The organism is Streptomyces sp. NPDC045778, assembly GCF_056431945.1.
The window spans coordinates 87,694-113,070 of the sequence record NZ_JBWKJZ010000020.1 but is presented as its reverse complement, the minus strand read 5'-3'; the positions used below and the strand labels follow the sequence as shown (position 1 = coordinate 113,070).

Here is a 25,377-nt window from a genome sequence, read left to right as displayed (position 1 = left end):
CGGCACGTCGATCGCGGATTTCTGGGAAACCTGGAGGACCCCCGGTGGCAGCAGCACCAGTCTGGAGCGTCGACCCCCGAACCGGGAAGCGGCGCGAGCAGGTCGCCGTCGAAGCCACGGCGGAGGAGGTCGGCCGGGCCGTCACGGCTGCCCACGCGGCGCGCGCCGCCCTCGCCGGCCGCGCGGCCCGCGCGGCCTTCCTGCGCACCGCGGCGGGCCTCCTCGAAGGCGCCGAGGACCCGCTGGTGGAGGCCGCCGACGCGGAGACCGCGCTCGGCCAGGGCCGGCTCCGCGGCGAGCTGGCCCGCACCCGCTTCCAGCTGCGCGCCTTCGCGGACGTCCTCGACGAGGGCGCCTACCTGGGCGTGATCATCGACCACTCTGACGACAGCACCACGCCGCCCACCCCCGACCTGCGCCGCTACCGGGTCCCGCTGGGTGTCGTCGCCGTCTACGCCGCCTCCAACTTCCCCTTCGCGTTCTCCGTGCCCGGCGGCGACACCGCGAGCGCGCTCGCCGCGGGCTGCCCCGTCGTCGTCAAGGCGCACCCCGACCACCCCGCCACCTCCGAACTCGTGGCGTCCGTGCTGCGCCGCGCGGCCGCCGCGCACGGCATCCCGCAGGCCGTCGTCGGCCTGGTGCACGGCTTCGACGCGGGCCTCGAACTGATCCGGCATCCGCTGGTCGCCGCCGCCGGGTTCACCGGTTCGGTGCGCGGCGGGCGCGCCCTCTTCGACGCGGCGGCCGCGCGCCCGGTGCCGATCCCCTTCCACGGCGAGCTGGGCTCGCTCAACCCGGTCGTCGTCACCGCGGCCGCGGCCGCCGAGCGCGCCGAGCAGATCGGCACCGGCCTCGCGGGCTCGATGACGCTCGGCGTCGGCCAGTTCTGCGTGAAGCCGGGCCTCGTCCTCGCCCCCGAGGGAGCGGACGGCGACCGCCTGGTGAAGGCCCTCACCGAAGCCGTCGGCGACACCGGCCCCGGCGTGCTCCTGGACCACCGCATGCGCGACGCCTTCGTCGCCGGGGTCGCCGAGCGCGCCGGACTCCCGGACGTGACCGCGCCGGTGCCGCCCGGCGCGGTCACCGCGCACACGGTGACGGCCGGCTTCCTCACCGTCCCCGCGGCGCGCCTGGCCGACGAGGGCCCGCACGACCTGCTCCTGGAGGAGTGCTTCGGCCCGGTCACCGTCGTCGCCCGTTACGCGTCCGAGCAGGAGATCACGGCCGTGCTCGCCCGGCTCCCCGGCAACCTCACGGCGACCGTGCAGCTCTCGGCCGCCGAGGCCGCGGGCGAGGGCCGTGGCACCGCGCTGCTCGCCGAACTGACGCCGCTCGCGGGCCGCGTCCTCGTCAACGGCTGGCCCACCGGCGTCGCCGTGGCCCCCGCGCAGCACCACGGCGGCCCCTACCCGGCGACGACCAGCACCTCCACGTCCGTCGGCGGTACCGCCATCGAGCGCTGGCTGCGCCCTGTCGTGTACCAGAACACCCCCCAGGCGCTCCTCCCGCCGGAGCTGCACGACGCCAATCCGCTGGGTCTGCCGCGCCGTTACGACGGCCGCCTGGAACACTGACGGCATGAACGCCAAGGACACCGGCAGCCTCGCCCTGCCCGAACTGCCCTTCCCGCTCAGACCGTACGGGCCCGACGGCGACTGGAGGTACGAGGACGGAGTCCTCACCGGCTGGGCGGGCCCCCGCCAGGACCGCTTCGTGCCGCCGACCGGCGAGGCCCTGGACCCCGCGTCCGACGCGCCCCGGCTGCTGGGCGCGCCCGAGGGCGACTTCCAGCTCATCGCCCGCGTCACGGTCGGCTTCGCCGCCGCCTTCGACGCGGGCGTGCTCTATCTGCACACCGGCGAGCGGGAGTGGGCCAAGCTCTGCTTCGAGCGCTCCCCGGACCTGCCCACGATCTGCACCGTCGTCACCCGCGGCCGCTCCGACGACGCCAACGCCTTCACCGTGGACGGCTCCAGCGTGTGGCTGCGGATCAGCCGCACCGGTGCGGCGTTCGCGTTCCACGCGTCGATCGACGGCACGCACTGGACGTTCGTCCGGATCTTCCAGCTCGGCGACGCGGCCGCGGCGTCCGCCGCGCTGGTCGGCTTCCTCGCGCAGTCGCCCCAGGGCGAGGGCTGCGTGGTGACCTTCGACCACATCGAATTCCGCCCCAACTGGCCGAAGGCCCTGAGGGACGGTTCTTGAGCGATCCGTGCTCTGCGGGCCGCCCGTGGCTGGCCGCGCAGTTCCCCGCGCCCCTTGCAGGGCGCCCCGAAGGGGCGCGGGGAACTGCGCGCTCAGCCACAGACGACCCGCAGGTCTCCGGTCACAGCGCAATGCGCCCACCCGTGGCGGAGGCCCGCTCGATCCCGTCGAGCAGCCGCTGCCGCCGGGCCGCGTGCGTGAAGTCCGGCACCGACGAGGAACCCTCGCGCAGGTCGCGTAGGACGTCGGCGTACTGTGCGCCGACGTTGTACGCCACCTCGCCGCGCAGCGCGTCCAGGGCGGGTACGCCGAAGTACCGCTCAGGCACGGGCAGTTCGCGCAGGGCGCTCTCCGCGCCCCGGGCGCCGCGCACGGTGAGGCGGGCCTGCTGGAGGTGCCCGTGGTCGCCGGTGACCACGAGGTCGCCGTCCGTGCCGTTGATCTCCCAGTGGAAGTTGGTGCCGCGCGTGAGCCCGCCCCGGAAGTGCGCGGAGGCGACCGCGCCGGACGCGAGGCGTCCGGTGACCGCGACCTGATCGGCGGCCGTCATGGCGGCGGTGCGCCCCGAGCCCTCCTCGCGCACGACCGGGCGCCGGGTCGCGGTGGTCGCTGAGACCTCGGTGAACTCCCCGAGCACCATGGCCAGAGCGTCGACGGTGTGGCCGAAGGGGATGGTGAGCATCGTGCCGCCGTTGTCCCGGTCCAGGAGGTAGTCGGCGCCCGGCTCGAAGGTGGGACCCCAGCGGCGCCCCGACGCGACGAGGCTCGTGGACAGGACCTCACCGGTGAAGCCCTCGGCGACCAGGTCGCGGACGTACCGCACGGCGGGCGCCGAGCGCGCCTGGAGCCCGGCGAACGTGCGCACGCCCGCGTCCGCCGCGGCGGCGGCCAGCTCCTCGGCCTCCGCGAGGCCGTTGCCGAGCGGCCACTCCGACAGGACGGCCTTGCCCGCCGCGAGCGCCGCCAGGATCACCTCGCGGTGCAGCGGCACGCGCACGCTGACCACGACGAGGTCGACATCGGGGTCCTGAACCAGCTCGCGGGCGCTGCCGTACGCGCGCGGAACGCCGTAGCGCGCACCGGCGGCGCGGGCGGACTCGGGGCTCGACGCGGCAAGCGCGAGGACTTCGTAGCCGTCGAGGCGGGCCAGGGCGGGCAGGTGCGACTGCGAGGCCCAGCCGCCACGGGCGGAGAGCCCGACGATGCCGGTCCTGACGGGGCTGTACGGGGAGATCTTCATGCCCCGCAACGTACGAACGGACCCCTGATCACCCGCAAGGGCCCCAACTATATTCTGGAAACCATGACAGGTCAGAGCGGTGTTTCCGCAGCCGCAGCCCAGAAGGACGCCGCGTACCGGCACGACATCTACGGGCTGCTGTGCCCCGGCCGGGAGATCTTCGAGCTGCTCGCCAACAAGTGGACGGGCCTGGCCATCACCGCGCTCGCCGACGGGCCGCGCCGCTTCGGCGAGCTGCGCCGCAAGCTGGAGGGCGTGAGCCCCAAGGTCCTCACCCGGACGCTGCGCCGCCTGGAGGACTACGGCCTGGTGCTGCGCACGGTCCACGCCGAGGTGCCACCCCGCGTCGAGTACGAGCTGACCGCCCTCGGCCAAGGCGCCCTGGAGCCGCTGGCCCACCTGCGCACCTGGATCCGGGCGAACGCGGCACATTTCACCCGGTCCGAGGAATGGACGGGGCCCGCCGGGGGTTGAACCCCAGGAGCGGAGGCTGTCTCCGCATCGTACGACCTGGAGATGAGTCAGCACATGCGCGTCGAGATCTGGAGCGACATCGCCTGCCCCTGGTGCTATGTGGGCAAGGCCCGCTTCGAGCGGGCGCTCGCGGGCTTCCCGCACCGCGAGGACGTCGAGGTGGTGCACCGCTCCTTCGAACTCGACCCGCAGCGCGCCAAGGGCGACACCACCGAGGTGCTCACCATGCTGGAGCGCAAGTACGGCATGTCCCGGGCGCAGGCCGAGGCGGCCGAGGAGGGCGTCGGCGCGCAGGCGGGCGCGGAGGGCCTCACATACCGCACGAAGGGCCGCGACCACGGCAACACCTTCGACATGCACCGCCTGCTGCACTTCGCCAAGGCCGCGGGCGCCGACCGGCAGGACGCGCTGATCGCCGCCCTGTACCGGGCGAACTTCGCCGAGGAGGAGTCGGTCTTCGACGACGACGAGCGCCTCGTCGCCCTCGCCGCAGAGGCGGGCCTCGACCCCGAGGCGGCCCGCGCGGTCCTCGCCGACCCCGCCGCCTACGCCGACGACGTGCGCGCCGACGAGCGCGAGGCCGCGGAGCTTGGCGCGAACGGCGTGCCGTTCTTCGTCCTCGACCGCAAGTACGGCGTCTCCGGCGCCCAGCCCGCCGAGGTCTTCGAGCAGGCCCTTCAGCAGGCCTGGGGGAGCCGGTCGCCCCTGACGGTGCTCGGCGGCGACAGCGACGGCGGCGCCACCGGCGGCCAGGAAGCCCAGGCCTGCGGCCCGGACGGCTGCGCGGTGCCGGGGGCCTGACCCCGCGGGGGCCGCGCTCATGGGTTAGCGGCGCTTACCGGTACCGCTCAGACATCCGTGATGGACCGGGGCGCGGTCAGGGGGCACAGTGATCTCATGGAGACCACCGGACCGCGCACCGGCCAGAGCCTCGACCCGACTCTCGTGCACTCCGCCTTCGCCCCCAGGACCACGTATCTGAACAGCGCGAGCACCGGCCTGCTCCCGGCCCGCGCCGTCGCCGCGATGCACGAGGGGGCCCTCTCCGTGGCGGAGGGCCGCCCCGCCGACATGTTCGCGGACGTGGAGGCGGCCCGCGCCGTCTTCGCGCGGCTCGTCGGCGTGCCGGTGAGCCGGGTCGCGGCGGGCGCTTCGGTGGCCGTCTACAGCGGCCTGGTCGCCGCCTCGCTGCCGGAGAGCGCCGAAGTCCTCACCGCCGACGGCGACTTCAGCTCGACGGTGAACCCCTTCCACATGCGCGCGGACCTGAAGGTGCGCGCCGTGCCCCTGGAGCGGCTCGCCGATTCGGTCCGCCCGGGCACGGACCTGGTCGCGGTCAGTGTCACGCAGTCGGCCGACGGCCGGATCGCGGACCTCGACGCGCTCCGCGCGGCGGCCCGTGCCCACGGCGCCCGCCTCTACCTCGACGCCTCGCAGGCCGCCGGCTGGATGGACCTCGGCGACCACGTCGCGACGGCCGACTTCACGGCCTCCGTCGGGTTCAAGTGGCTCACCTGCCCGCGCGGCGTCGCCTTCTTCGTCGTGCCGGAGGAGGCCGACGGCTTCGGCGGGCTCCGCCCCCTGCTCGCGGGCTGGGTCGCGGGGGAGCGCCCCTGGGACAGCTGCTACGGCCCCGTCGAGGAACTCGCCCACTCCGCGCGCCGGTTCGACGAGAGCCCGGCCCTGCTCGCGTACGCGGGCGCCCGGCACTCCCTGGAGCTGATCGAGGAGCTGGGCGTCGCCGCGATCGGCGCGCACGACCTGGCCCTCGCGGACCGCTTCCGCGCCGGGCTCGCCGCGCTCGGCCACGAGCCGGTGCCCGCGCCGGGCTCGCCCGTCGTGGCGGTGCCGGGACTCGGCGCGCGGCAGCCGCAGTTGAGCGCGGCGGGCATCGAGGTGTCGGACCGCGCGGGCCATCTGCGGGCCGCGTTCCACTTCTACAACACGGAGGCGGACGTGGACCGCCTCCTCGCCGCCCTCGGCGCCGGACCTACCGCCCTCGGCGCCGGACCTACCGCCCTCGGCGCCGGACCTACCGCCCTCGGCGTCTGACCTCCGGGCAGTCGGCCGTCTCCACGCACAGATTGGTCTCGACGCGGGAGAGCAGTCGCCCCAGCTGGGCGCGCTCGTCCGGGTCGAGGCCCGCGAGCGTGTGCTGCTCCAGCTGGGTCCAGGCCCGCTCCACGGCGCGCATCAGGCCGCTGCTGTCGTCGCTGGCCTCGACGAGCACCGCGCGCCGGTCGGCGGGGTCGGGGCGGCGCCGGACGTGCCCGGCCTGCTCCAGGCGCTGGAGCATCTTCGTGACCGTCGACGGGTCGAGGTCGACCATCCGGATCAGCTCCGACTGGCGCACGGCACCGGACTCCCACAGGTGCATCATCATCAGCTCCTGGCCGGGATAGAGCCCGGCGTCCTTCAGGAGCTTGCCCGCGGCGATGCGGTGCAGGCGCGCGACCCGGGCGATGGTGGTGCTGACGGGGCCGCCCGCGGCCGCGGAGGGACACGCGGGCTCGGCCCGCCCGGCTTCGGTCTTCATGGCGTAGCTCCTGGTCGGTGGGGGGTGTCGGCCGTTTCGCCGATGTCCTCGACGTCTCGTCCCCGCGTACCCGACGTCTCCCACGAGATTACCTTGGTCGGCCAATGAATGCGCTACAGTGGCTCTCGGTTGAATTACTTGGCCGACCAACAATGGTGGGTCAGGACCTGTCACGCATGCCTTGGAGCCCGCCATGACCACCGCGTTCGACCCGATCGACCTCGCCGGCACCCCGCTCGCCAACCGCATCGCGCTGGCCCCGATGACCCGCAGCCGGGCCGCCGCGGGCGGAGTGCCGACGGACCTCAACGCCGAGTACTACGCCCAGCGCGCCACCGCCGGCCTCCTCATCACCGAGGGCGTCCAGCCCTCCGCGGTCGGCCAGGGCTACCCGGACACCCCCGGTCTGCACAGCGCGGCCCAGATCGAGGGCTGGCGCAAGGTCACCGACGCCGTGCACGCCGCGGGCGGCACGATCTTCGCCCAGCTCATGCACACCGGCCGCATCGGCCACCCGGTGCTCCTGCCCGACGGCCTCGTCCCGGTCGGCCCCTCCCCGATAGCCGCCGCGGGCCAGGTGTACACGCACGAGGGCCCCAAGGACTACGTCACGCCGCGCGAGCTGACCGGCGACGAGGTGCGCGCCACCATCGGCGAGTTCGTCAGCGCCGCGCGCAACGCGATCGAGGCGGGCTTCGACGGCGTCGAGCTGCACGGGGCCAACGGCTATCTGATCCACCAGTTCCTCGCGCCGGGCTCCAACCAGCGCACCGACGAATGGGGCGGCTCGCCGGAGAACCGCGCCCGCTTCGCCGTCGAGGTCGCCAAGGCGGTCGCCGCCGAGATCGGCGCGGCCCGCACCGGCATCCGCCTCTCGCCCGGCAACCCGCTCAACGACATCCACGAGCCCGACCCCGACGAGACCTACCTCGGCCTCGTCGGGCAGCTCGCCCCGCTCGGCCTCGCCTATCTGCACGTCATGGAGGTCGGCCCGATCCGCGATCTGGTCACCGCCTTGCGCAAGGGCTTCGACGGGCCGTTCATCCTCAACCCGGCCACCGAGGGGCCGACCGGCCCCGGCGAGCTGGGCCTCATCGAGGACGGCACGGCCGACCTCCTCTCCTTCGGCTCGCTGTTCCTCGCCAACCCGGACCTGCCGGCGCGCCTGAAGGCGGGCGGCCCGTTCAACGAGCCCGACCGTGCCACGTTCTACGGCGGCGACGCGAAGGGCTACACGGACTACCCGGCGCTCTGACGCCCGGCGCCCGCGCGAGGAGGCCCGGCACCGCACGGTGCCGGGCCTCCTCAGGACGAGCGCGGGGTCACTTCACCGGGGTGAAGTCCCGCGCGCCGATGAACTCCGGCCGCCGGACCGGGGCGGCGAACGGCTCCACCGCCTCGTTCTCCACGCTGTTGAACACGATGAAGACGTTCGAGCGCGGATACGGGGTGATGTTGTCGCCCGAGCCGTGCATGGCGTTGCAGTCGAACCAGGTCGCCGAGCCCGCCTCGCCGGTGAACAGCTTGATGCCGTGCTCGGCCGCGAGCGCGGTCAGCGCCTCGTCCGACGGCGTGCCCGCGTCCTGCATCTGGAGGGACTTCTTGTAGTTGTCCTTCGGCGTCTCGCCCGCGCAGCCCAGGAACGTCCGGTGCGAGCCCGGCATGATCATGAGCCCGCCGTTGGTGTCGTAGTTCCGGGTGAGCGCGATCGACACCGAGACGGTCCGCATGTTCGGCAGGCCGTCCTCCGCGTGCCAGGTCTCGAAGTCCGAGTGCCAGTAGAACCCGGAGGCCCCGAAGCCCGGCTTCACGTTGATCCGCGACTGGTGGACGTACACGTCCGAGCCGAGGATCTGGCGGGCCCGCCCCGCCACGCGCGGGTCGGCGGCCAGGCGCGCGAAGACCTCACTGATCTTGTGCACCTCGAAGATGGACCGGATCTCCTGGGAGCGCGGCTCGACGATGGAGCGCTCGTTCGCGCGCATCTCGGGGTCGTTGACCAGCCGTTCCAGCTCGGCGTGGTACGTGCCGACCTCCTCGGGCGTGATCAGCTGCTCGACGGCCAGGAAACCGTCCCGGTCGAACCCCGCGAGATCCTCGTCCGTGAACGGCCCGCGGGTGCCCGGCGCGGACCACACCACGGGGTCCTTGCGCTCGACGAGCACCTCCCGGGCGCCTCGGGTCGGGTACAGATCGGCGGTGCGTTCGGGTGCGGTGGTCATGGTGGTGCCTGCCTCTCCTCTCGTGCGGCCCGTACGGGGATGCCGGGGTCTTCTGCCCCGGCCTTTCTCTGCTACTCGGGGTCCGGCTCGGTGAGCAGCGGGTAGACGCCGTTCTCGTCGTGGTCCTCGCGGCCCGTCACCGGCGGGTTGAAGACGCACAGGCAGTGGAAGTCCTCCTTGACGCGCAGCGTGTGCTTCTCGTGCCCGTCGAGGAGGTACATGGTGCCGGGGGTGATGCGGTGCGTCTCACCGTTGGTGTGGTCGGTGAGCTCCGCCTCGCCCTTGGTGCACACCACGGCCTCCACATGGTTCGCGTACCACATGGCGGTCTCCGTACCCGCGTACAGGATGGTCTCGTGCAGCGAGAAGCCGACGCGCTCCTTGGCGAGCACGATGCGCTTGCTCTCCCAGGTGCCCGACGCGGCCTTCACGTGCCGGTCGGTGCCTTCGATGTCCTTGAACGAGCGGACGATCACGGTGAGTCGTTGCCTTTCTTGCTGGTCGTACGCGGTTCTTGCCGGTCGTACGAGTTCGGTGGGGCGGTGCGCGGCCCGTGGGGGCCGCGCGGGGTGGGTCAGGCCGTCTCGCGGACGGCGCGGGTCAGGGTGCGCAGGCCCTCGTCGAGTTCGTCGGCCGTGATGGTCAGGGCCGGCAGGAGCTTGACGACCTCGCCCTCGGGGCCCGAGGTCTCGATGAGCAGGCCCAGCTCGAAGGCGCGCCGGGCCACCTGGCCCGCGCGCTCCTTGTCGCGGAACTCGATGCCCCAGACCAGGCCGCGGCCCCGGTACTCGACGATGTCGGCGCGGTGCTCGTCGACGAGCGCGACCAGCGTCTGCTCGACCTGCTCGCCGCGGGCACGGGTCTGCTTCTCCATCGCGGGCCCGTCGGACCAATAGGTCTGCAAGGCGGCGGCGGCCGTCACGAAGGCCGGGTTGTTGCCGCGGAAGGTGCCGTTGTGCTCGCCCGGCTCCCAGACGTCCAGCTCCGGCTTGAAGAGGGTGAGCGCCATGGGCAGGCCGTAGCCGCTGATGGACTTGGAGACCGTCACGATGTCCGGCGTGATGCCCGCCTCCTCGAAGGAGAAGAACGCGCCGGTGCGGCCGCAGCCCATCTGGATGTCGTCGACGATGAGCAGCATGTCCCAGCGCTCGCAGACGTCGGCGAGCTTGCGCAGCCACTCGGCGCGGGCCACGTTGATGCCGCCCTCGCCCTGCACCGTCTCGACGATCACGGCGGCGGGCTGGTTGAGGCCGGAGCCCTGGTCCTCCAGGAGGCGCTCGAACCAGATGAAATCGGGGGTCCTGCCGTCGAGGTACTGGTCGAACGGCATCGGCGTGCCGTGCACCAGCGGGATGCCGGCGCCCGCCCGCTTGAACGCGTTGCCGGTCACGGCGAGCGAGCCGAGCGACATGCCGTGGAAGGCGTTCGTGAACGACACGATCGACTCGCGGCCCTTGACCTTGCGGGCCAGCTTCAGCGCGGACTCCACCGCGTTGGTGCCCGTCGGGCCCGGGAACATGACCTTGTACGGCAGGTCGCGCGGGCGCAGGATCAGGTTCTGGAACGACTCGAGGAAGGCGCGCTTGGCGGTCGTCGACATGTCGAGGCCGTGCGTGACGCCGTCGCGTTCCAGATAGTCGAGCAACGCCCGTTTCAGGACGGGGTTGTTGTGCCCGTAGTTGAGGGACCCGGCACCGGCGAAGAAGTCGAGGTACTCATGGCCGTCCTCGTCGTACATGCGGCTGCCCTGCGCGCGGTCGAAGACGGTGGGCCAACCGCGGCAGTAGCTGCGCACCTCCGACTCAAGGGTCTCGAAGACGCTCAGGTCCGGCTGGGTGATGGTCACAGCGAATCTCCTGGGAGATGAAGGGGCGTGCGAGGAGTGAGGAGGAGTGGGGGAGTGAGGGGGAGAAGCGTGGGGGGCGGGCGGTGGAGCGGGCCGAGGCCGCGGGCCGTGGTCGGGGGCGCGCGGCCGGAGGGCCGCCGCTCAGGTGCCCAACGGCCCGATGGCGTAGAGGACTTCGGGCTCGTGCCCGTCGTCGTCGCTGGGGAAGTGGGCCGCGTCGAACAGGACCGTGCGCTCGATACCGGCCCCGTGCCGCCGCGCGTACGAGGTGAACAGGCGCTCGGAGGCGGTGTTGCCCGGCGTGATGGTCGTCTCCAGGGTGGTGATCCCGCGCGGTCCGACGACCTTCGCGGTCAGCCCGTCGAGCAGCGCGCCGGCGAGACCGCGGCCGCGGTGCGCGTGGTCGACGGCCGTCTGCCAGACCACGAGGGTGTCCGGCGCGTCCGGGCGGACGTAGCCGGTCATGAAGCCGACGGGCTCGCCGTCGGCGTCCCGGGCCACCACGGACGTGGCCGCGAAGTCGCGGCACCACAGCAGATAGCTGTACGACGAGTTGAGGTCGAGGACCTTCGAGTCGCGGGCGAGGCGCCAGATCGCGGCGCCGTCGACGACGTCCGGAGTGTCGAGTCGCAGCCCCTCGGGCATTCCGAGGTAATTCGCTTGCAGGTCGGTCGGTAGATCGGCTTGTGCAGCGGTCATGCGGATTGAATTTACCGAGCAATTTCTGGGATTGCATCGGGGGGAGGGGTTACATGGCGGGCTCATATGTGTTATCACGCAGGCGCGTACGCCCGCATGAAACCCCGACACTTTATGGTGATTTGCCCAGGTTATTTCGGGCAAATCTGGCACGATGTGGAGTGCGTCACAGCCTCGCATGGCCACGATTCGTGCTGACGAAATCCTAGTGTTTAGGAGTGGGGAAAGCGGGCAGAAGAATACGGGAAGCTATTCTCGTAAGGAATTCATGAAGGCCGCGTTAAAGGGACCTGAAAAGCGTCCCGCAAAACCCCGAATAAATGCCATGGTGGTCGCTCGCGGGCAATGCGCCGGTGGCCGCGCTTCGCCCACCCGCCCCGGTCCGGGGGCGGGTGGGCGAAGTGGGGACGCGACCGGGGAGCGGGGCCCCGGGGCCGGGTCAGGCCTGCCAGGCCTGAGTGACCGCGCGGCGGGCCCCCTCCAGGTCCACCGCGAGGCCCAGCTCACCCATCGCGGCGCCGAGCGCGGCGAGGGAGGCGTGCACCACGCCACGGGTGGCGTCCGGGCCGTAGTGGTTGACCCGGATCATCTCCTTCGCGAGCGCCCCACCGCCCGCGACCAGCGGAAGCACCGGGTCGGCCGCGAGGGACCTGGCCACCAGGTCGCCCGCGTCGACCCCGCGCGGGGCGCGCAGCGTCGTGGCCACGGGAGCCGCGTCCCGAGCCTCGTACACATACGGCTCCAGACCGCCGCCGAGGGCCAGCGCGCCCGCCCGCGTCGCCGCCGCGGCCGTCGCGTGCCGGGCCGTCAGCGCGTCCAGACCCTCCGACTCGATCCGCTCCAGGCACGCCTCCAGGGCGAGCATCTCCAGCTGCGCGGGCGCGTGCAGGAGGGCCTTGCGGCCGCCGTCGATCCAGCGCTGCTTCCAGTCGAGGAGCGACAGGTACGAGCGGCGCGGGGCTTGCGGGTTGGCGGCCATCCGCTCCCAGGCCCGCTCGCTCACCGACACCGCGGACACGCCCGCGGGCCCGCCCATGGCCTTCTGTGCGCCGATCACGCACAGGTCCACGCCCCAGGCGTCCGGAAGCAGCGGCTCGGCCGCCACGGACGCCACCGCGTCCAGCATGAACAGGGCGCCGTGCGCGCGCACGACCTCACCGATCTCCGCGACCGGGTTGGTGTTGCCGGTCGCCGCCTCGGCGTGCACGAGCGACACGAAGTCGATCCCGGGGTGCGCGGCGAAGGCCTCCTCGACCTGCGCCGCGGTGACCGCCGTGTGGAAGGGCACCGCGAGGTCGACCACCGTCGCCCCGCAGTCGCGCAGCCAGTCCCCGAAGGTCTGCCCGTACGGGCCCGTGATCACGTTCAGGGCGGTGGTGCCGGGCCGCGCGGCGCCCCGGATGCAGCCCTCCAGCGGGAGGAGCGCCTCGCCCTGCGTGATCACCACGTCCTGCCGGGTGTCCAGGAGCCGGGCGACGCGGTCCTCGATGGCGGCGAAGTGCGCGGCGCTCAGCGGCGCCAGGTCGAGAAGGGGGTGTGTCATGGTGCTTCGGCTCACTTCGCGCTGCGTCGGGACGGATGGCTCGTCCGAGCCTACCGAGCACCCCCGGTCAGGTCCGACGCCTCCTAAGCTGCTGTCCATGAGCGATCACGCGGTGCTGCACGTGAAGGGGCGGGTGCTCGTCGGGCCCGAGGACGTACGGGACGAGATGTGGGTGGTCGGCGGGCGCGTGACGTTCGAACGCCCCGCGGCACGGGAGGCGGTGACGGTCGAGGGCTGGGCGCTGCCCGGCCTCGTCGACGCCCACTGCCACGTGGGCCTCGACGCGCACGGGGCCGTCCCGGCCGAGGAGGCCGAGAAGCAGGCCCTCACCGAACGCGACGCGGGCGCGCTGCTCCTGCGCGACGCGGGCTCGCCGTCCGACACCCGCTGGATCGACGACCGCCAGGACCTGCCGAAGATCATCAGGGCGGGCCGCCACATCGCCCGCACCCGCCGCTACATCCGCAACTACGCGCACGAGATCGAGCCCGGCGACCTCACCGCCTACGTCGCGCGGGAGGCCCGCCGCGGCGACGGCTGGGTCAAGCTCGTCGGCGACTGGATCGACCGCGAGGAGGGCGACCTCGCGGCGTGCTGGCCGCGCGGCGCCGTCCAGGAGGCGATCGCCGAGGCGCACCGGCTCGGCGCCCGCGTCACCGCGCACTGCTTCGCCGAGGACTCGCTGCGCGACCTCGTCGAGGCGGGCATCGACTGCGTCGAGCACGCCACGGGCCTGACCGAGGACACCATCCCCCTGTTCGCCGAGCGAGGGGTCGCGATCGTGCCGACCCTCGTGAACATCGCGACGTTCCCCCAGCTCGCCGCCGGCGGCGAGAAGAAGTTCCCGAAGTGGGCGGACCATCTGCGCCGCCTCCACGAGCGCCGCTACGACACCGTACGGGCCGCGTACGACGCCGGAGTGCCGGTGTTCGCGGGCACCGACGCCGGAGGCTCCCTCGCCCACGGCCTGATCGGCGGCGAGGTCGCCGAGCTGACCAAGGTGGGCATCCCCGCGATCGACGCCCTCTCCGCCACCACCTGGGGAGCGCGGGCCTGGCTGGGACGCCCCGGGCTCGTCGAGGGCGCGCCCGGTGACGTCGTCGTGTACGAGGCCGATCCGCGCGCGGACGTACGGGTGCTCACCTCGCCCCGGCGTGTGGTGCTCGACGGCCGGATCGTGGGCTGACGGCGCGAGGCGACGCACCGGGCGCGGTGTTGACGGACGGTGACGGACGAGGCGGCCGGGTCGTTGTCCTTCGCTGTTCCCCGCTTCCGCCGCGTGCCGCCGCGCTCCACGGACCGCGGGCCCGCGTGATGCCCGGGGCAGCGGGGAACGCCCGTGTCAGCCGATTCGAAAGCAGGGGCGGAAACCTCCCGATGGAGTGAACTCACGCCAGGTTGCTGCCCGTTCACTCTCAGTGCGTAAAGATGCCGGAGTCGGCGGCGCCTCCCGGCGCACACCGGCATCAGTGGCGCCCCGCGCACGCGATGTCCCCGTGTGGCGTGCGCGGCGGCGCCTTCATGACTCATGTGGGGGTTCCACCACCTTGACCAGCAACGCCTTCCGCCGCCTGCCCACGCGCCGCATCGGCGCGCTCGCCGCCGCCACGGTGGTCGCCGCCGGTCCCGCGGCGCTCGGCACCGCGGGCACCGCGCACGCGACGGACGACCACCGAGGCGGCCGCGCCGGAGCCGTCGTGCTCCGCACCGGCCTCGAGGTCTCCCTGCTCAACAAGACCGTACGGGCACCGCTCGACGTCGCCCTGAACGACGTGAGCGCGCCCGCGAGCGCCAGCCGCACCACCCTCACCGCCAAGCTCGACGGCGTCGAGGGCGGGCAGCCGTTCAGCGTGCTCCGCGCCGACGTCGCCACCTCGCACGCCACCGTCAAGGGCGGCACCGCCGAGGGCTACAGCAACGTCGCCCGCGCCAAGGTGCACGTGCCCGGCCTGCCGCTCCTCCCGCTCGTGGAACTCGACCAGGTCACCTCCAAGGCCGTGTGCGCGGCGGGCAAGCGGCCCGTCGCCTCGTCGACGTTCCTCGGCGGCGTGACCGTGCTCGGCAAGAAGGTCGCCGTCAAGTCCGCCGGTACGACCCAGGTGTCCGTCCCCGGCGTCGGCGAGGTCCGCCTCGATGTGTCCTCGACGCGCACCACCTCCCGTACGGCCGCCGCGACCGCGCTCCGCCTGAACGTGTCCGTCGACCCGCTGAAGCTCGGCGTCGCCGCGGTCAAGGGCACGGTGACCCTGGCGGGGGCGACCTGTGCGGCTCCCGGGCCCGCGGCCAAGCCGCTGCCCGAGCCGCGGGGCGCGAAGCCGGCCGAGCCGGTCGCCGTGAAGCGGGAGGCTCCTCGGGAGGAGGGTGACGACCTAGCGGAGACCGGGGGCTCCTCCCTGACGCCCTACGTGGCCGGCGGGGCGGTGGTCCTCCTCCTGGGCGGAGGCGGGGTTCTGGCCTACACTCGCCGCCGCTGACCCTGGCGGGGGCGCCTCGGACCGGCCCCCGGGCCCGTCGGAAGCGCCCCCTGCCTGCCCCTGCCCGGGCGGGGCCTTCCCCACCCGCCCGCCCGTCCCTGCGCACCTCCCGGCTGAGCCGCCCGCTGCTCGGCACCTCCCGGCCGGACCCCGCCCCCGCCGCTTCGCGGCGGTTTTTCCCACCCGCCTGCCCGTTCCTGGGCACTTCCCGGCTGAGCCGCCCGTTGCTCGGCGCCTCCCGGCCGGGCCCTGCCTCCGCCGCTTCGCGGCGGTTTTTCCCACCCGCCCGCCCGTTCCTGGGCACTTCCCGGCTGAGCCGCCCGTTGCTCGGCACCCGCGCTGTCCAGTTCCGAGCGAACGGGTGGGCGGGTGGGCAGGAGTCGCCGCGGAGCGGCGGGGTTTGAGGCTGGGCTGGGAGGTGCCGAGTGAGGGGTGGGCGGGTGGGCAGGAGTCGCCGCGGAGCGGCGGGGTTTGAGGCTGGGCTGGGAGGTGCCGAGTGAGGGGTGGGCGGGTGGGGAGGGGCCGCCGCGGAGCGGCGGGGTGGGGGCTCGGCCTTGTGGTGCCCAGGAACGGGCGGGTGGGTGGGAGAGGCCCCCGCGTCAGCGGGGCCGGGCCTTCGGGAGGGCCCGGAGGAAGGCCTCCGTGGTGGCCCGGTCACGCACCGCGACCCGCATCCAGTCAGGCCCCAGGCCAGGAAACGTATCGCCGCGCCGCACCATGAAGCCCTCCTCCCGCAGCCGTTCCCGTACGACGGTCGCCGCCCCGGCCATCCGGACCAGGACGAAGGGCCCCTCGGCAGGACCCGCCACCTCCACCCCGGGCAGCGCCCGCAACCCGGCCACCAGGTGCTGCCGCTCGACGGAGACCCGGTGCGCCACATGCCCCGCCTCGGCGAGCGCGCGCGGCGCCACACAGGCCTCGGCCGCCGCGAGGGCGGGCGACGACACCGGCCACAGCGGCTGTGCCCGTTCCAGGGCCCGGACGGTGTCCGGCCCGGCGATGACGTACCCGATGCGCAGCCCGGCGAGGCCCCACGTCTTGGTGAGGCTGCGCAGGACCACGAGCCCGGGCACGTCGACGCGCCCGGCGAGCGCCTCCCGCTCACCGGGCACCGCGTCCATGAAGGCCTCGTCCACCACCAGCACCCGCCCCGGCCGGGCGAGGCGGGCGAGGTCGGCGGCGGGGTGCAGCACCGACGTCGGGTTGGTCGGGTTGCCGACGACGACGAGGTCCGCGTCGTCGGGGACCGCCGCGGGGTCGAGCCGGAAGCCGTCCGCGGCCCGCAGCAGCACCCGCCCCACCGTGTGCCCGGCGTCCCGCAGCGCCGCCTCCGGCTCGGTGAACTGCGGATGCACCACCACCGGCCGCCGCACCGGCAGCGCCCGCGCGATCAGCACGAACGCCTCGGCGGCGCCGGCGGTGAGCAGCACCCGCTCCGGCTCGACGCCGTGCCGGGCCGCCACGGCGGCCCGTGCGGCCCGGCCGTCCGGGTAGGCGGCGAGGCCGTCGAGCGAGGCGGCGATGTGCTGCTTCAGCCAGGAAGGAGGCGTGTCGGAGCGGACGTTGACGGCCAGGTCGACGAGGTCGCCGCGCCCGCGCACCTCCGCGTCGCCGTGGTGCCGCAGATCGACGTCGCCGCCCGCGGCCCCGGCCGCCGTGGTGACCGTGCTCAAGTCCATGGCCGTGATGACGGTGCCTTTCGTCGGAGTCGGAGTCGGAGTCGGAGTCGGATTGGGAGGGGGAGGGGGAGGGGGAGGGGGAGGGGGAGTCCGAAGGGGCACGGGCCCTGGCGGGCGCGCCACCGCACACGTCACCCCCGCCGACTTCCGCTTGGGGACCAGGAGTTCACCACCCCGCGCGAGGGCCGCGGCCTCCGCCACGGACGGCGTACCGGCGGCGGCGAGCGCTGCGCCCGACGGGTTCGGTACCGCGACGCGGGCCAGCTCGTCCGCCGGGTACGTCACCAGCGGCACCCCGAGCCGTGCCGCGGCCCCGGCGACCCCGGGCTCGTCCCGCTTGGTGTCGACCGTGGCCAACTCCCGTACGGACAGCGGCGAGAGTCCCGCGTCGCGCAGACACTCCCGTACGAGGCCCAGCACCTCCGCGGCCGGGACGCCCCCGCGAGCGCCGACCCCGACGACGACGGCGGCGGACGGCCGCGGCCCGGCGCCCCGGTCGCCGGGCTCGGGGGCACGGTCCCTCATGGCGGCTCCTCTCCTACGAAAAGCGAAAAGCAGAGAACGGACAGTGGAAGGTGAAAGGCCAAGAACAGGTGCGCCCGCACGGGTGGTGCGCCGAGGCACCGGTTAGCGGTCGCCGGGCCGATCCGCTAGCAAGGGCGCATGGCGGTGTTCGTGGCGCTCGGCGCGTTCGTGATGACCCTGGTAGGCGGCTGGACGGCGGGGCGGGTCACCGACCGGCGGCATCTGGTGCTCGGCCTCGCGGGCGGCCTGATGCTCGGCGTGGTCGGGCTCGATCTGCTGCCGGAGGCCCTGGAGGCGGCCGGCGGGCCGGTGTTCGGGGTGCCCGCGGCGCTGCTCCTGGCGGTCGCGGGCTTCCTGTTCGCGCATGTGGTGGAGCGCCTCCTCGCGCTGCGGCAGGCGGCGCACGGCGGGGCGGAGCACGGCGGCCGGGTGCCGGAGGTGGGTCTGACGGCAGCGGCCGCGATGGTCGGGCACAGCGTCATGGACGGCGTCGCGATCGGCGCGGCCTTCCAGGTGGGCGGCGGCATGGGCGCGGCCGTCGCGCTCGCCGTCATCGCCCATGACTTCGCCGACGGCTTCAACACGTACACGATCACGAAGCTGTACGGGAACGCCCGCCGCCGGGCGGTGGCGATGCTCTTCGCGGACGCCGTCGCCCCTGTCGTGGGCGCGGCCTCGACGCTCCTGTTCACCATTCCGGAGCAACTGCTCGGCGGATATCTCGGCTTCTTCGGCGGCGCGCTCCTGTACCTCGCCGCCGCCGAGATCCTGCCGGAGGCGCACCACGACCACCCGGCGCGCTCCACGCTCCTGTGCACGGTGGCGGGCGCCGGGTTCATCTGGCTGGTGGTCGGCCTGGCGGAGTGAGCCGCACGGGGCCGACGCGCCCGCCCGCCCCGGCTCATCCCGCGGCACACCTCTCCACGAACCGGCGGGCGATCCCCGGCTCCGCGGCCCAGTGCGTGTGCAGATAGCTCGCGTGGACTCCGCGTCGCACGAAGCCCTCGACCCGCCGTTCGGGAGTGTGCAGGCCCCACGCGGGCGCCGGGCCCGCGCCCGGCGCGACGACGGTGCGGTGGAACTCGTGGCCGCGCAGTCGCGTCCCCGCCGGGGCGAGGACGCTGTCGGACACCGCCACCGCCTCCCGGTAGCCGAGGGTCAGGCGCTCCGCCATCGACGCCCGGGCGTCGAGCACCCCGCACATCGGCTTTCCGTCCAGCTCCCGGGTGAGGTACAGCAGCCCGGCGCACTCGGCGGCGACCGGCGCCCCGCTCTCCGCAAGCGCGGCCACGGCCTCGCGCAGCGGCTCGTTGGCGGACAGCTCCGGCGCGTACACCTCGGGGAACCCGCCCCCGATGACGAGGCCCGCGGTGCCCTCGGGCAGCCGCTCGTCGTGCAGCGGGTCGAAGCCGACGACGTCGGCCCCGGCGGCCGTGAGCAGCTCGGCGTGCTCGGCGTAGGAGAACGTGAACGCGGCCCCGCCCGCCACGGCGACCACGGGCCGCCCCGCGGGCCGGCCCCGCCCGGCACCGGCCCCGGGGTCCCACGCGTCCCCGGCCCAGGCCCCCGCGCTCCGCGCGAGCGCCAGGATCCCCTCCAGGTCGCACCCCTCGCGCACCTGCTCGGCGAGCGCCGCCACGGACGCCACGGCCTCGGCCCGCCGCTCGGCGACCGGCACCAGGCCCAGGTGCCGGGACGGCGCCCGCACCTGAGGAGCCCGCCGCAGGGCGCCGAGCACCGGCACCCCGGAGGAGTCGAGGGCCTCGCGCAGCAGCTCCTCGTGGCGGTCGGAGCCCACCTTGTTCAGGATCACCCCGCCGAGCCGCACCCGAGGGTCCCAGGACGCGAAGCCGTGCACGAGCGCGGCCACCGACCGGGACTGCGAGGAGGCGTCCACGACGAGGACCACCGGCGCCCGAAGGAGCTTGGAGACGTGCGCGGTGGACGCCAGCTCGCCCTGCCCCGCCGCCCCGTCGAACATCCCCATCACGCCCTCGACGACCGCGAGGTCACACCCCGCGGCACCGTGCGCGAACAGCGGCCCCACCAGGCCGGGCCCGCACAGATAGGCGTCGAGGTTGCGCCCGGGGCGCCCGGTGGCGAGGGCGTGGTACCCGGGGTCGATGTAGTCGGGCCCGACCTTGTGCGGCGAGACGGCGAGCCCCGCCTGGGTGAAGGCCGCCATGAGCCCGGTCGCGACGGTCGTCTTGCCGCTCCCGGAGGACGGCGCCGCGATGACGAGACGTGCTACCACTCGATGCCCCGCTGGCCCTTCTGACCGGCGTCCATCGGGTGCTTGACCTTGGACATGTCGGTGACGAGGTCGGCGTACTCCACCAGCTTCTCCGGAGCGTTGCGCCCCGTGATCACCACGTGCTGGGTGCCGGGCCGGTCCCGGAGGACCGCGACGACCTCGTCCACGTCCACCCACCCCCAGTGCAGCAGGTACGCGAACTCGTCGAGGACGTAGAACTTGTACGTCTCGGCCGCCAGGTCCCGCTTGACCTGCTCCCAGCCCTCGCGCGCCTTCTCCTCGTGGCTCTGCTCGCCCGCGGCGGGCTCCCGCTGGATCCACGACCAGCCCTCGCCCATCTTGTGCCAGTCGACGCGGCCGCCCTCGCCGCTGGCCCCGAGGACCTTCAGCGCGTTCTCCTCGCCGACCTTCCACTTCGCCGACTTGACGAACTGGAACACCCCCACCGGCCAGCCCTGGTTCCAGGCGCGCAGCGCCATCCCGAACGCGGCCGTGGACTTCCCCTTGCCGACGCCCGTGTGCACCATCACCAGCGGCCGGTTCCGGCGCTGACGTGTCGTCAGGCCGTCCTCCGGCACCACGCTCGGCTGTCCCTTCGGCATTACGCGACCTTCCTCTCGTTTGAACCGCCCGTACCCGCCCGCACGTCCCGTACGAGACCGGCGATGCTGTCCGCCCGCAGTTCGTCCAACGTCACGGCCGTGCCGCCCAGTTCACCGGCCAGCTGCCCGGCGAGCCCGAGGCGCACCGGGCCCGCCTCGCAGTCCACGACCACCGAGGCGACCCCCTCGGCCGCGAAGAGCCGGGCGGCCCGCCCGGCGAGCGCCACAGGTTCCGGCCCTCCCGTGGCCCGGCCGTCCGTCACCACCACGACCAGGGGCCGCCGCGCGGGATCCCGCAGCCGCTCGATCCGCAGCACCTCGTGGGCCTTGAGCAGCCCGGCCGCGAGCGGCGTACGCCCGCCCGTGGGCAGGGACTCCAGACGCGCGGCCGCGGCGTCCACGGACGACGTGGGCGGCAGCGCCACATCGGCGGCCGACCCGCGGAACGTCACGAGCCCCACCTTGTCCCGCCGCTGGTAGGCGTCGAGGAGCAGCGAGAGCACGGCGCCCTTCACGGCGCCCATGCGCTTGCGCGCCGCCATCGACCCGGAGGCGTCCACCACGAAGAGCACGAGGTTGCCCTCGCGGCCCTCGCGGGTGGCCTGCCGCAGGTCGTCCCTGCGCACGACGAGACCGCGCCCGGCCCGGCCGCGCGCCCGCTGGTACGGCGCCGCGGCCTGCACGGTCGCCGCCAGGTGCAGCTTCGTCAGGGCCCCCCGGGGCCGCCGGGAGCCCGTCGTCCTGCCGTGCTCGGTGCGCGCCCGCGAGCGCCGCCCGGCCGCGCCGTCCCCGAGCCCGGGCACGCTCAGGACCTTCGTGCGGAACGGCTCGGCCGCCCGCACCGGCTGCTGTTCACCGGCCCCGGCCCCCTGCGGCTGACCGCCGTCGGAGGCCTCGCCCGGAGCGGGCGCGCCGCCCTCGGCGGGCGCGTCGGGCCCCTGGTCCTGCGGCGGCACGCCACCGCCACCGCCGCCGTCGGGGCCCGGGTCGTCACCGTCGCCGTCACCGTCGTCGCCGAACTCGTCCAGGGTCTCGTCGAGCTTGTCCTCGTCGAGGCCGGGCGCGTCGAACGGGTTGCGCCGCCGCCGGTGCGGAAGCGCGAGCAGCGCGGCCTGCCGCACGTCCTCGGCGAGCACGTCCTCGCGCCCCGCCCACGCCGCGAGCGCGGTCGCCGTGCGCGCCATCACGATGTCCGCGCGCATGCCATCCACCTCGAAGGCCGCACAGGTCGCCGCGATCTGCCGCAGCACGCCGTCGCCGAGCCGCACCCGGGGAAGCAGCGCCCGCGCGGCCACGATGCGCGCCCGCACGGCCGCCTCGTCCTCGGCCCAGCGCCCCGCGAAACCCTCGGGGTCGTCGTCGTACGCAAGGCGCCGCTTCACGACCTCCACGCGCTGGTCGGCCTCGCGCGAGGCCGCGACCTCCACGGTGAGCCCGAACCGGTCGAGCAACTGCGGCCGCAGCTCGCCCTCTTCGGGGTTCATCGTCCCGACGAGCAGGAACCGCGCGGCGTGCCGCACGGAGACGCCCTCCCGCTCGACGTACGAGGCGCCCATGGCGGCGGCGTCGAGCAAGAGGTCGATCAGATGGTCATGCAGCAGATTGACCTCGTCCACGTACAAGATGCCGCGATTCGCCGAGGCCAGCAGCCCGGGTTCGAACGCCTTGACGCCTTCTGCGAGGGCCCGCTCGATGTCGAGGGACCCGACAAGCCGGTCTTCGGACGCGCCGACGGGCAGTTCGACCATCCGTGCGGGGCGTGAGACTCCGACTCCGGGCTCGTGAGGTCCGTCGGGACATCCGGGGTCGGGTGCGAAGGGATCGCAGGAGAAGCGGCAGTCGGCCACGATGCCGACCTCGGGCAGCAGAGCTGAGAGGGCTCTGACGGCCGTGCTCTTCGCCGTGCCCTTCTCGCCACGGACAAGGACGCCGCCCACCTGGGGTGATACGGCGTTGAGCAGGAGGGCGAGCCTTAGGTCGTCCTGACCGACGAGAGCGCTGAACGGGTAGGGGGTACTCATACGCGGATCACTCCTTCGTGCGATTCATGCCGGTAGTCGTGCAGCGAAGGAGGCGTGGCGCACAGTATGAGCGAGTGCTCCCCACTGCTGCGGGGATGGTCCACTGCTGCACGATCACCTCGTGGAACTGCTGCTGTGCTCCCCGCGCATGCGGGGTTCGTTCGGTGCGGGGACGGACCGTCACGAGGGCGCCCCCGGCGCGATGAAGGGCAGCCCGGCAGGCGCCCCGTTCTCGATGAGCCGCAGCAGCGCGTCCGTGTCCGCGCTCTCCTCGATCAGGTCGCCGAGCAGGTCCAGCTGCTCCTCGCGCAGCGCCGCGAAACTCGTGTCCGGCGCGGGCACGAAGCGGCGCCCGGCCGCGCGGGCGACCTCGGTGAGGAAGCGCCGCCGGAACGGGTCGCTCTCCAGGGAGCCGTGCCAGTGCGTGCCCCACACCTCGCCGACCCGGCAGCCGTCCAGGAACGGCTCGCCCCCGAGGACCTCGGCGACGCCGTGGTGGATCTCATACCCCTCGACGCGCTCGCCGAGGGCCTCCCCGACGGGCCGTGCCAGGGTCTTCTCGCGTGCGAACCGTACGCGCACAGGCAGCAGCCCGAGCCCGTCGACGGCCCCGGCGCGGGACTCCACGTCGTCCTCGATGTGCTCGCCGAGCACCTGGAAGCCGCCGCAGACGCCGAGCACCGGTCGCCCCTGCGCCGCCCGGCGCGCGAGAGCGTCCGCGAGCCCGCGCTCGCGCAGCCACGCCAGGGTGCGCACGGTGCCGCGCGTGCCCGGTACGACGACGAGGTCGGCGTCGGCCAGCTCCTCGGCCCGGTCCACGAACCGCACCACGACGCCCGGTTCGGCGGCGAGCGCGTCCACGTCCGTGAAGTTGGACATCAGCGGCACGGCGCACACGGCGACCCGCAGCACGTCGTCGCCGTGCGGCGGCGCGACGACGGACTCGCGGACGGCGCCGCGCAGCGACACCCGCAGGCCGTCCTCCTCGTCGATCCCGAGCCCGTGCCGGAAGGGCAGCACGCCGAAGGTGTCACGGCCGGTGAGCCCGCGCAGCATGTCGAGGCCCGGTTCGAGCAGCGACACGTCACCGCGGAACTTGTTGACGAGGAACCCCGCCACCAGCTCCTGATCGGCTGCGCTGAGCAGCGCCACGGTCCCGAAGAAGGAGGCGAAGACGCCCCCTCGGTCGATGTCGCCGACCACGACCACGGGGAAGCGGGCGGCCCGCGCGATCCCCATGTTCACGATGTCGGTGCGTCGCAGATTGATCTCGGCGGGACTGCCCGCCCCCTCACAGATCACGGCGTCATACGTGCCCCGCAGCTCCTCCAGGCATCCCACGACGGTCTCAAGGAGCGCCTGCTGCCGCCCGCCGTGGTAGCCGCGCGCGCTCATCTCGCCCACCGGCTTGCCCATGAGGACGACCTGGCTCGACTTCTCGCCGCCCGGCTTGAGCAGCACCGGGTTCATCAGGGCGGACGGCTCGACCCGCGCGGCCTGCGCCTGCATGGCCTGCGCCCGCCCGATCTCGGCGCCCTCGCGGGTCACGAAGGAGTTGAGCGACATGTTCTGCGCCTTGAACGGCGCGACGGAGACCCCCTTGCGGGACAGCCACCGGCAGATCCCCGCGGTGACGACGCTCTTGCCCGCGTCGGAGGTCGTACCGGCGACGAGCAGTCCACCACTCACCGGGCCCACCTCTTCTTCCGCCCCGCGAGGGCCAGGCGCGTACCGACCGAGACCCCGAGGGCGAGCCAGCTCACCCGCCGGGACAACCGCACGGCCCGCTCGATGTCGTCCACGACCACACTCCGCCCCTCCCCGTTCAGCACGGGCCGCTCCTCGACGCGCCCCGCATACGACAGCGTCCCCCCGAGCCGCACCCCCAGAGCCCCCGCGAAGGAGGCCTCGACCACCCCGGCGTTGGGGCTCGGATGCAGGCGCGCGTCCCGCCGCCAGGCCCGCAGCGCACGCCGGGGCGCGCCCCCGGCGGCGACGGCGAGCAGACCGGTGAGCCGCGCCCCCGGCCAGCCCGCGACGTCGTCGAGCCGCGCGGAGGCCCATCCGTACCGCAGGTACGTGGGCGACCGGTGGCCGACCATCGCGTCCAGCGTGTTGACGGCCCGGAAGCCGAGGAGGCCCGGCACGCCGCCCACGGCGCCCCACACCAGCGCACCCACGACGGCGTCGGACGTGTTCTCCGCGACGGACTCCACGACGGCCCGCGCGATCCCGTCCGCGTCCAGGGCCTCGGGGTCACGGCCGCACAGGTGGGGGAGGCGCTCCCGGGCGACGTCCACGTCCCCGGCGGCGAGCGCGCCGCCGATGGCCCGCGCCTCCCGGCCGAGCGAGGTACCCCCGACGACCGCCCAGGTCGCGGCGGCGGTCAGACCGATGGACGCGGCCCGTGAGCGGCGCCCCGCGACGGTGGCGAGGGCGCCCATGGCGACGGCGCCCCCGGCGCACACGGCGGTGTGCAGCGCGCCCCAGCCCCGGTGGTCGCGCCACAGGACGCGTTCGACGGCTCCCGCCGCCCGCCCGAACGCGGCGACCGGGTGCCCTCGGCGGGGGTCGCCGAGCAGCAGGTCACCGAGGAGTCCGGCGGCGGCGCCGTACGCGAAGTCGCGATCGGCAGCACGCATCGGTTCAGCCCGCCGTCTCGCGCTGGACGCCGGACGAAGCGCCCAGGGGAACGCTCGGCCCGAAGGGAGCCCCGGCAGGGAACGGCGGTCGGCCGCGCATGGCGATGTGTCCTCACTCAGGGTGTCCGCGCCCTGGTTCGACGTGACAGGCGGCGAGAGTTCCTGGCTTCCGGGAGGGCGCGCTCGGGCGCCCGACCGGTGACAGTGGCGGGACCGCGCCGGATTCGCACCGGACTTCCTCTGCTGCCGCCGTAGTTGGCCCCGGCAGTCCACCACGCCGCTCAGCGCCCGTCAACTCGCGGTTGACCTGCGACGGAACAGACGACGGCGAGGGGGGGGGGGGGGGGGGGGGGGGGGGGGGGGGGGGGAGGGGCGCCGTCTTGTTTTTTTTGCGTGGGGAAGAGAGGGGTCGGGA

General features: G+C 74.0%; 22 protein-coding genes and 1 riboswitch. Of the genes, 9 read left to right on the top strand and 13 right to left on the bottom strand.

All coding sequences use genetic code 11. The features are described from left to right. Positions 1-44: 44 nt before the first annotated feature. Positions 45-1,574 (top strand): aldehyde dehydrogenase (NADP(+)), encoded by a 1,530-nt coding sequence (locus AC07GB_RS24905; protein WP_478848985.1) that lies wholly within the window; start codon positions 45-47, stop codon positions 1,572-1,574. 4 nt (positions 1,575-1,578) lie between these two features. Then, positions 1,579-2,205, top strand: coding sequence for a DUF1349 domain-containing protein (locus AC07GB_RS24900; protein WP_478848983.1), 627 nt, complete (start codon positions 1,579-1,581; stop codon positions 2,203-2,205). 121 nt (positions 2,206-2,326) lie between these two features. On the opposite strand, the gene AC07GB_RS24895 is transcribed toward AC07GB_RS24900, so the two are convergent. Next, positions 2,327-3,445 carry a Gfo/Idh/MocA family protein gene (locus AC07GB_RS24895; RefSeq protein WP_478848981.1) on the bottom strand — a complete coding sequence of 373 codons (1,119 nt, stop codon included), beginning with the start codon at positions 3,443-3,445 and terminating at the stop codon, positions 2,327-2,329. Between the two features lie 63 nt (positions 3,446-3,508). Between AC07GB_RS24895 and AC07GB_RS24890 the strand changes: the two genes are divergently transcribed. From AC07GB_RS24890 to AC07GB_RS24880, 3 genes are all read left to right on the top strand, one after another. Continuing rightward, positions 3,509-3,919, top strand: a complete 411-nt coding sequence (locus AC07GB_RS24890) for a winged helix-turn-helix transcriptional regulator (protein ID WP_478848979.1) — start codon at positions 3,509-3,511, stop codon at positions 3,917-3,919. Positions 3,920-3,973: 54 nt separating this feature from the next. After that, positions 3,974-4,720: a DsbA family oxidoreductase gene (locus AC07GB_RS24885; RefSeq protein WP_478849098.1), complete on the top strand. Its 747-nt coding sequence runs from the start codon at positions 3,974-3,976 to the stop codon at positions 4,718-4,720. A 96-nt stretch (positions 4,721-4,816) separates the two neighbouring features. Further along, on the top strand, positions 4,817-5,971 hold the full coding sequence (locus tag AC07GB_RS24880; protein WP_478848977.1) for an aminotransferase class V-fold PLP-dependent enzyme: 1,155 nt from the start codon (positions 4,817-4,819) through the stop codon (positions 5,969-5,971). Here the strand turns inward: AC07GB_RS24880 and AC07GB_RS24875 are convergent. Next, positions 5,952-6,455 (bottom strand): MarR family winged helix-turn-helix transcriptional regulator, encoded by a 504-nt coding sequence (locus tag AC07GB_RS24875; protein ID WP_478848976.1) that lies wholly within the window; start codon positions 6,453-6,455, stop codon positions 5,952-5,954. The genes AC07GB_RS24880 and AC07GB_RS24875 overlap by 20 nt on opposite strands. A 193-nt stretch (positions 6,456-6,648) precedes the next feature. Between AC07GB_RS24875 and AC07GB_RS24870 the strand changes: the two genes are divergently transcribed. Then, positions 6,649-7,710 (top strand): alkene reductase, encoded by a 1,062-nt coding sequence (locus tag AC07GB_RS24870; protein ID WP_478848974.1) that lies wholly within the window; start codon positions 6,649-6,651, stop codon positions 7,708-7,710. A 67-nt stretch (positions 7,711-7,777) separates the two neighbouring features. Here AC07GB_RS24870 and thpD read toward each other — a convergent pair whose 3' ends face one another. From thpD to AC07GB_RS24845, 5 genes are all read right to left on the bottom strand, one after another. Next, positions 7,778-8,677 (bottom strand): ectoine hydroxylase, encoded by a 900-nt coding sequence (gene thpD, locus AC07GB_RS24865; protein ID WP_478848972.1) that lies wholly within the window; start codon positions 8,675-8,677, stop codon positions 7,778-7,780. Positions 8,678-8,748: 71 nt separating this feature from the next. Then, positions 8,749-9,153, bottom strand: a complete 405-nt coding sequence (locus tag AC07GB_RS24860; RefSeq protein WP_478848970.1) for an ectoine synthase — start codon at positions 9,151-9,153, stop codon at positions 8,749-8,751. 98 nt (positions 9,154-9,251) lie between these two features. Continuing rightward, positions 9,252-10,523, bottom strand: a complete 1,272-nt coding sequence (gene ectB / locus AC07GB_RS24855; RefSeq protein WP_478848968.1) for a diaminobutyrate--2-oxoglutarate transaminase — start codon at positions 10,521-10,523, stop codon at positions 9,252-9,254. 141 nt (positions 10,524-10,664) lie between these two features. Then, positions 10,665-11,222, bottom strand: coding sequence for a diaminobutyrate acetyltransferase (ectA, locus tag AC07GB_RS24850; RefSeq protein ID WP_478848966.1), 558 nt, complete (start codon positions 11,220-11,222; stop codon positions 10,665-10,667). Between the two features lie 439 nt (positions 11,223-11,661). Further along, positions 11,662-12,765: a pyridoxal-phosphate-dependent aminotransferase family protein gene (locus AC07GB_RS24845; protein WP_478848964.1), complete on the bottom strand. Its 1,104-nt coding sequence runs from the start codon at positions 12,763-12,765 to the stop codon at positions 11,662-11,664. A 97-nt stretch (positions 12,766-12,862) separates the two neighbouring features. Between AC07GB_RS24845 and AC07GB_RS24840 the strand changes: the two genes are divergently transcribed. Both AC07GB_RS24840 and AC07GB_RS24835 read left to right on the top strand, forming a co-directional pair. Continuing rightward, complete coding sequence (locus AC07GB_RS24840; RefSeq protein WP_478848962.1) at positions 12,863-13,951, top strand: amidohydrolase family protein; 1,089 nt, start codon at positions 12,863-12,865, stop codon at positions 13,949-13,951. Between the two features lie 361 nt (positions 13,952-14,312). Continuing rightward, positions 14,313-15,239: an SCO1860 family LAETG-anchored protein gene (locus tag AC07GB_RS24835; protein WP_478848961.1), complete on the top strand. Its 927-nt coding sequence runs from the start codon at positions 14,313-14,315 to the stop codon at positions 15,237-15,239. Positions 15,240-15,838: 599 nt separating this feature from the next. Here the strand turns inward: AC07GB_RS24835 and cobC are convergent. Further along, a complete protein-coding gene (cobC, locus tag AC07GB_RS24830; RefSeq protein ID WP_478848959.1) occupies positions 15,839-17,443 on the bottom strand; it encodes an Rv2231c family pyridoxal phosphate-dependent protein CobC in 1,605 nt (534 codons plus the stop codon). Between the two features lie 138 nt (positions 17,444-17,581). On the opposite strand from cobC, the gene AC07GB_RS24825 reads away from it, so the two are divergent. Then, positions 17,582-18,310: a ZIP family metal transporter gene (locus AC07GB_RS24825; RefSeq protein WP_478848957.1), complete on the top strand. Its 729-nt coding sequence runs from the start codon at positions 17,582-17,584 to the stop codon at positions 18,308-18,310. A gap of 34 nt (positions 18,311-18,344) precedes the next feature. On the opposite strand, the gene AC07GB_RS24820 is transcribed toward AC07GB_RS24825, so the two are convergent. The 5 genes from AC07GB_RS24820 to AC07GB_RS24800 form a co-directional block, all read right to left on the bottom strand. Beyond that, positions 18,345-19,697: a cobyrinate a,c-diamide synthase gene (locus AC07GB_RS24820; RefSeq protein ID WP_478848955.1), complete on the bottom strand. Its 1,353-nt coding sequence runs from the start codon at positions 19,695-19,697 to the stop codon at positions 18,345-18,347. Then, positions 19,691-20,299: a cob(I)yrinic acid a,c-diamide adenosyltransferase gene (gene cobO / locus AC07GB_RS24815; protein WP_478848953.1), complete on the bottom strand. Its 609-nt coding sequence runs from the start codon at positions 20,297-20,299 to the stop codon at positions 19,691-19,693. Before cobO ends, AC07GB_RS24820 begins: the two co-directional genes overlap by 7 nt. Further along, the gene (locus tag AC07GB_RS24810; protein ID WP_478848951.1) at positions 20,299-22,320 is read right to left on the bottom strand and encodes a putative cobaltochelatase; all 2,022 of its coding nucleotides are present in this window, start codon (positions 22,318-22,320) and stop codon (positions 20,299-20,301) included. Before AC07GB_RS24810 ends, cobO begins: the two co-directional genes overlap by 1 nt. Positions 22,321-22,500: 180 nt before the next feature. After that, positions 22,501-24,009 carry a cobyric acid synthase gene (locus AC07GB_RS24805; RefSeq protein ID WP_478848949.1) on the bottom strand — a complete coding sequence of 503 codons (1,509 nt, stop codon included), beginning with the start codon at positions 24,007-24,009 and terminating at the stop codon, positions 22,501-22,503. After that, positions 24,006-24,962, bottom strand: coding sequence for a cobalamin biosynthesis protein (locus tag AC07GB_RS24800; RefSeq protein WP_478848947.1), 957 nt, complete (start codon positions 24,960-24,962; stop codon positions 24,006-24,008). Before AC07GB_RS24800 ends, AC07GB_RS24805 begins: the two co-directional genes overlap by 4 nt. A gap of 156 nt (positions 24,963-25,118) precedes the next feature. Beyond that, positions 25,119-25,203, bottom strand: a riboswitch (cobalamin riboswitch). Positions 25,204-25,377 lie beyond the last annotated feature (174 nt).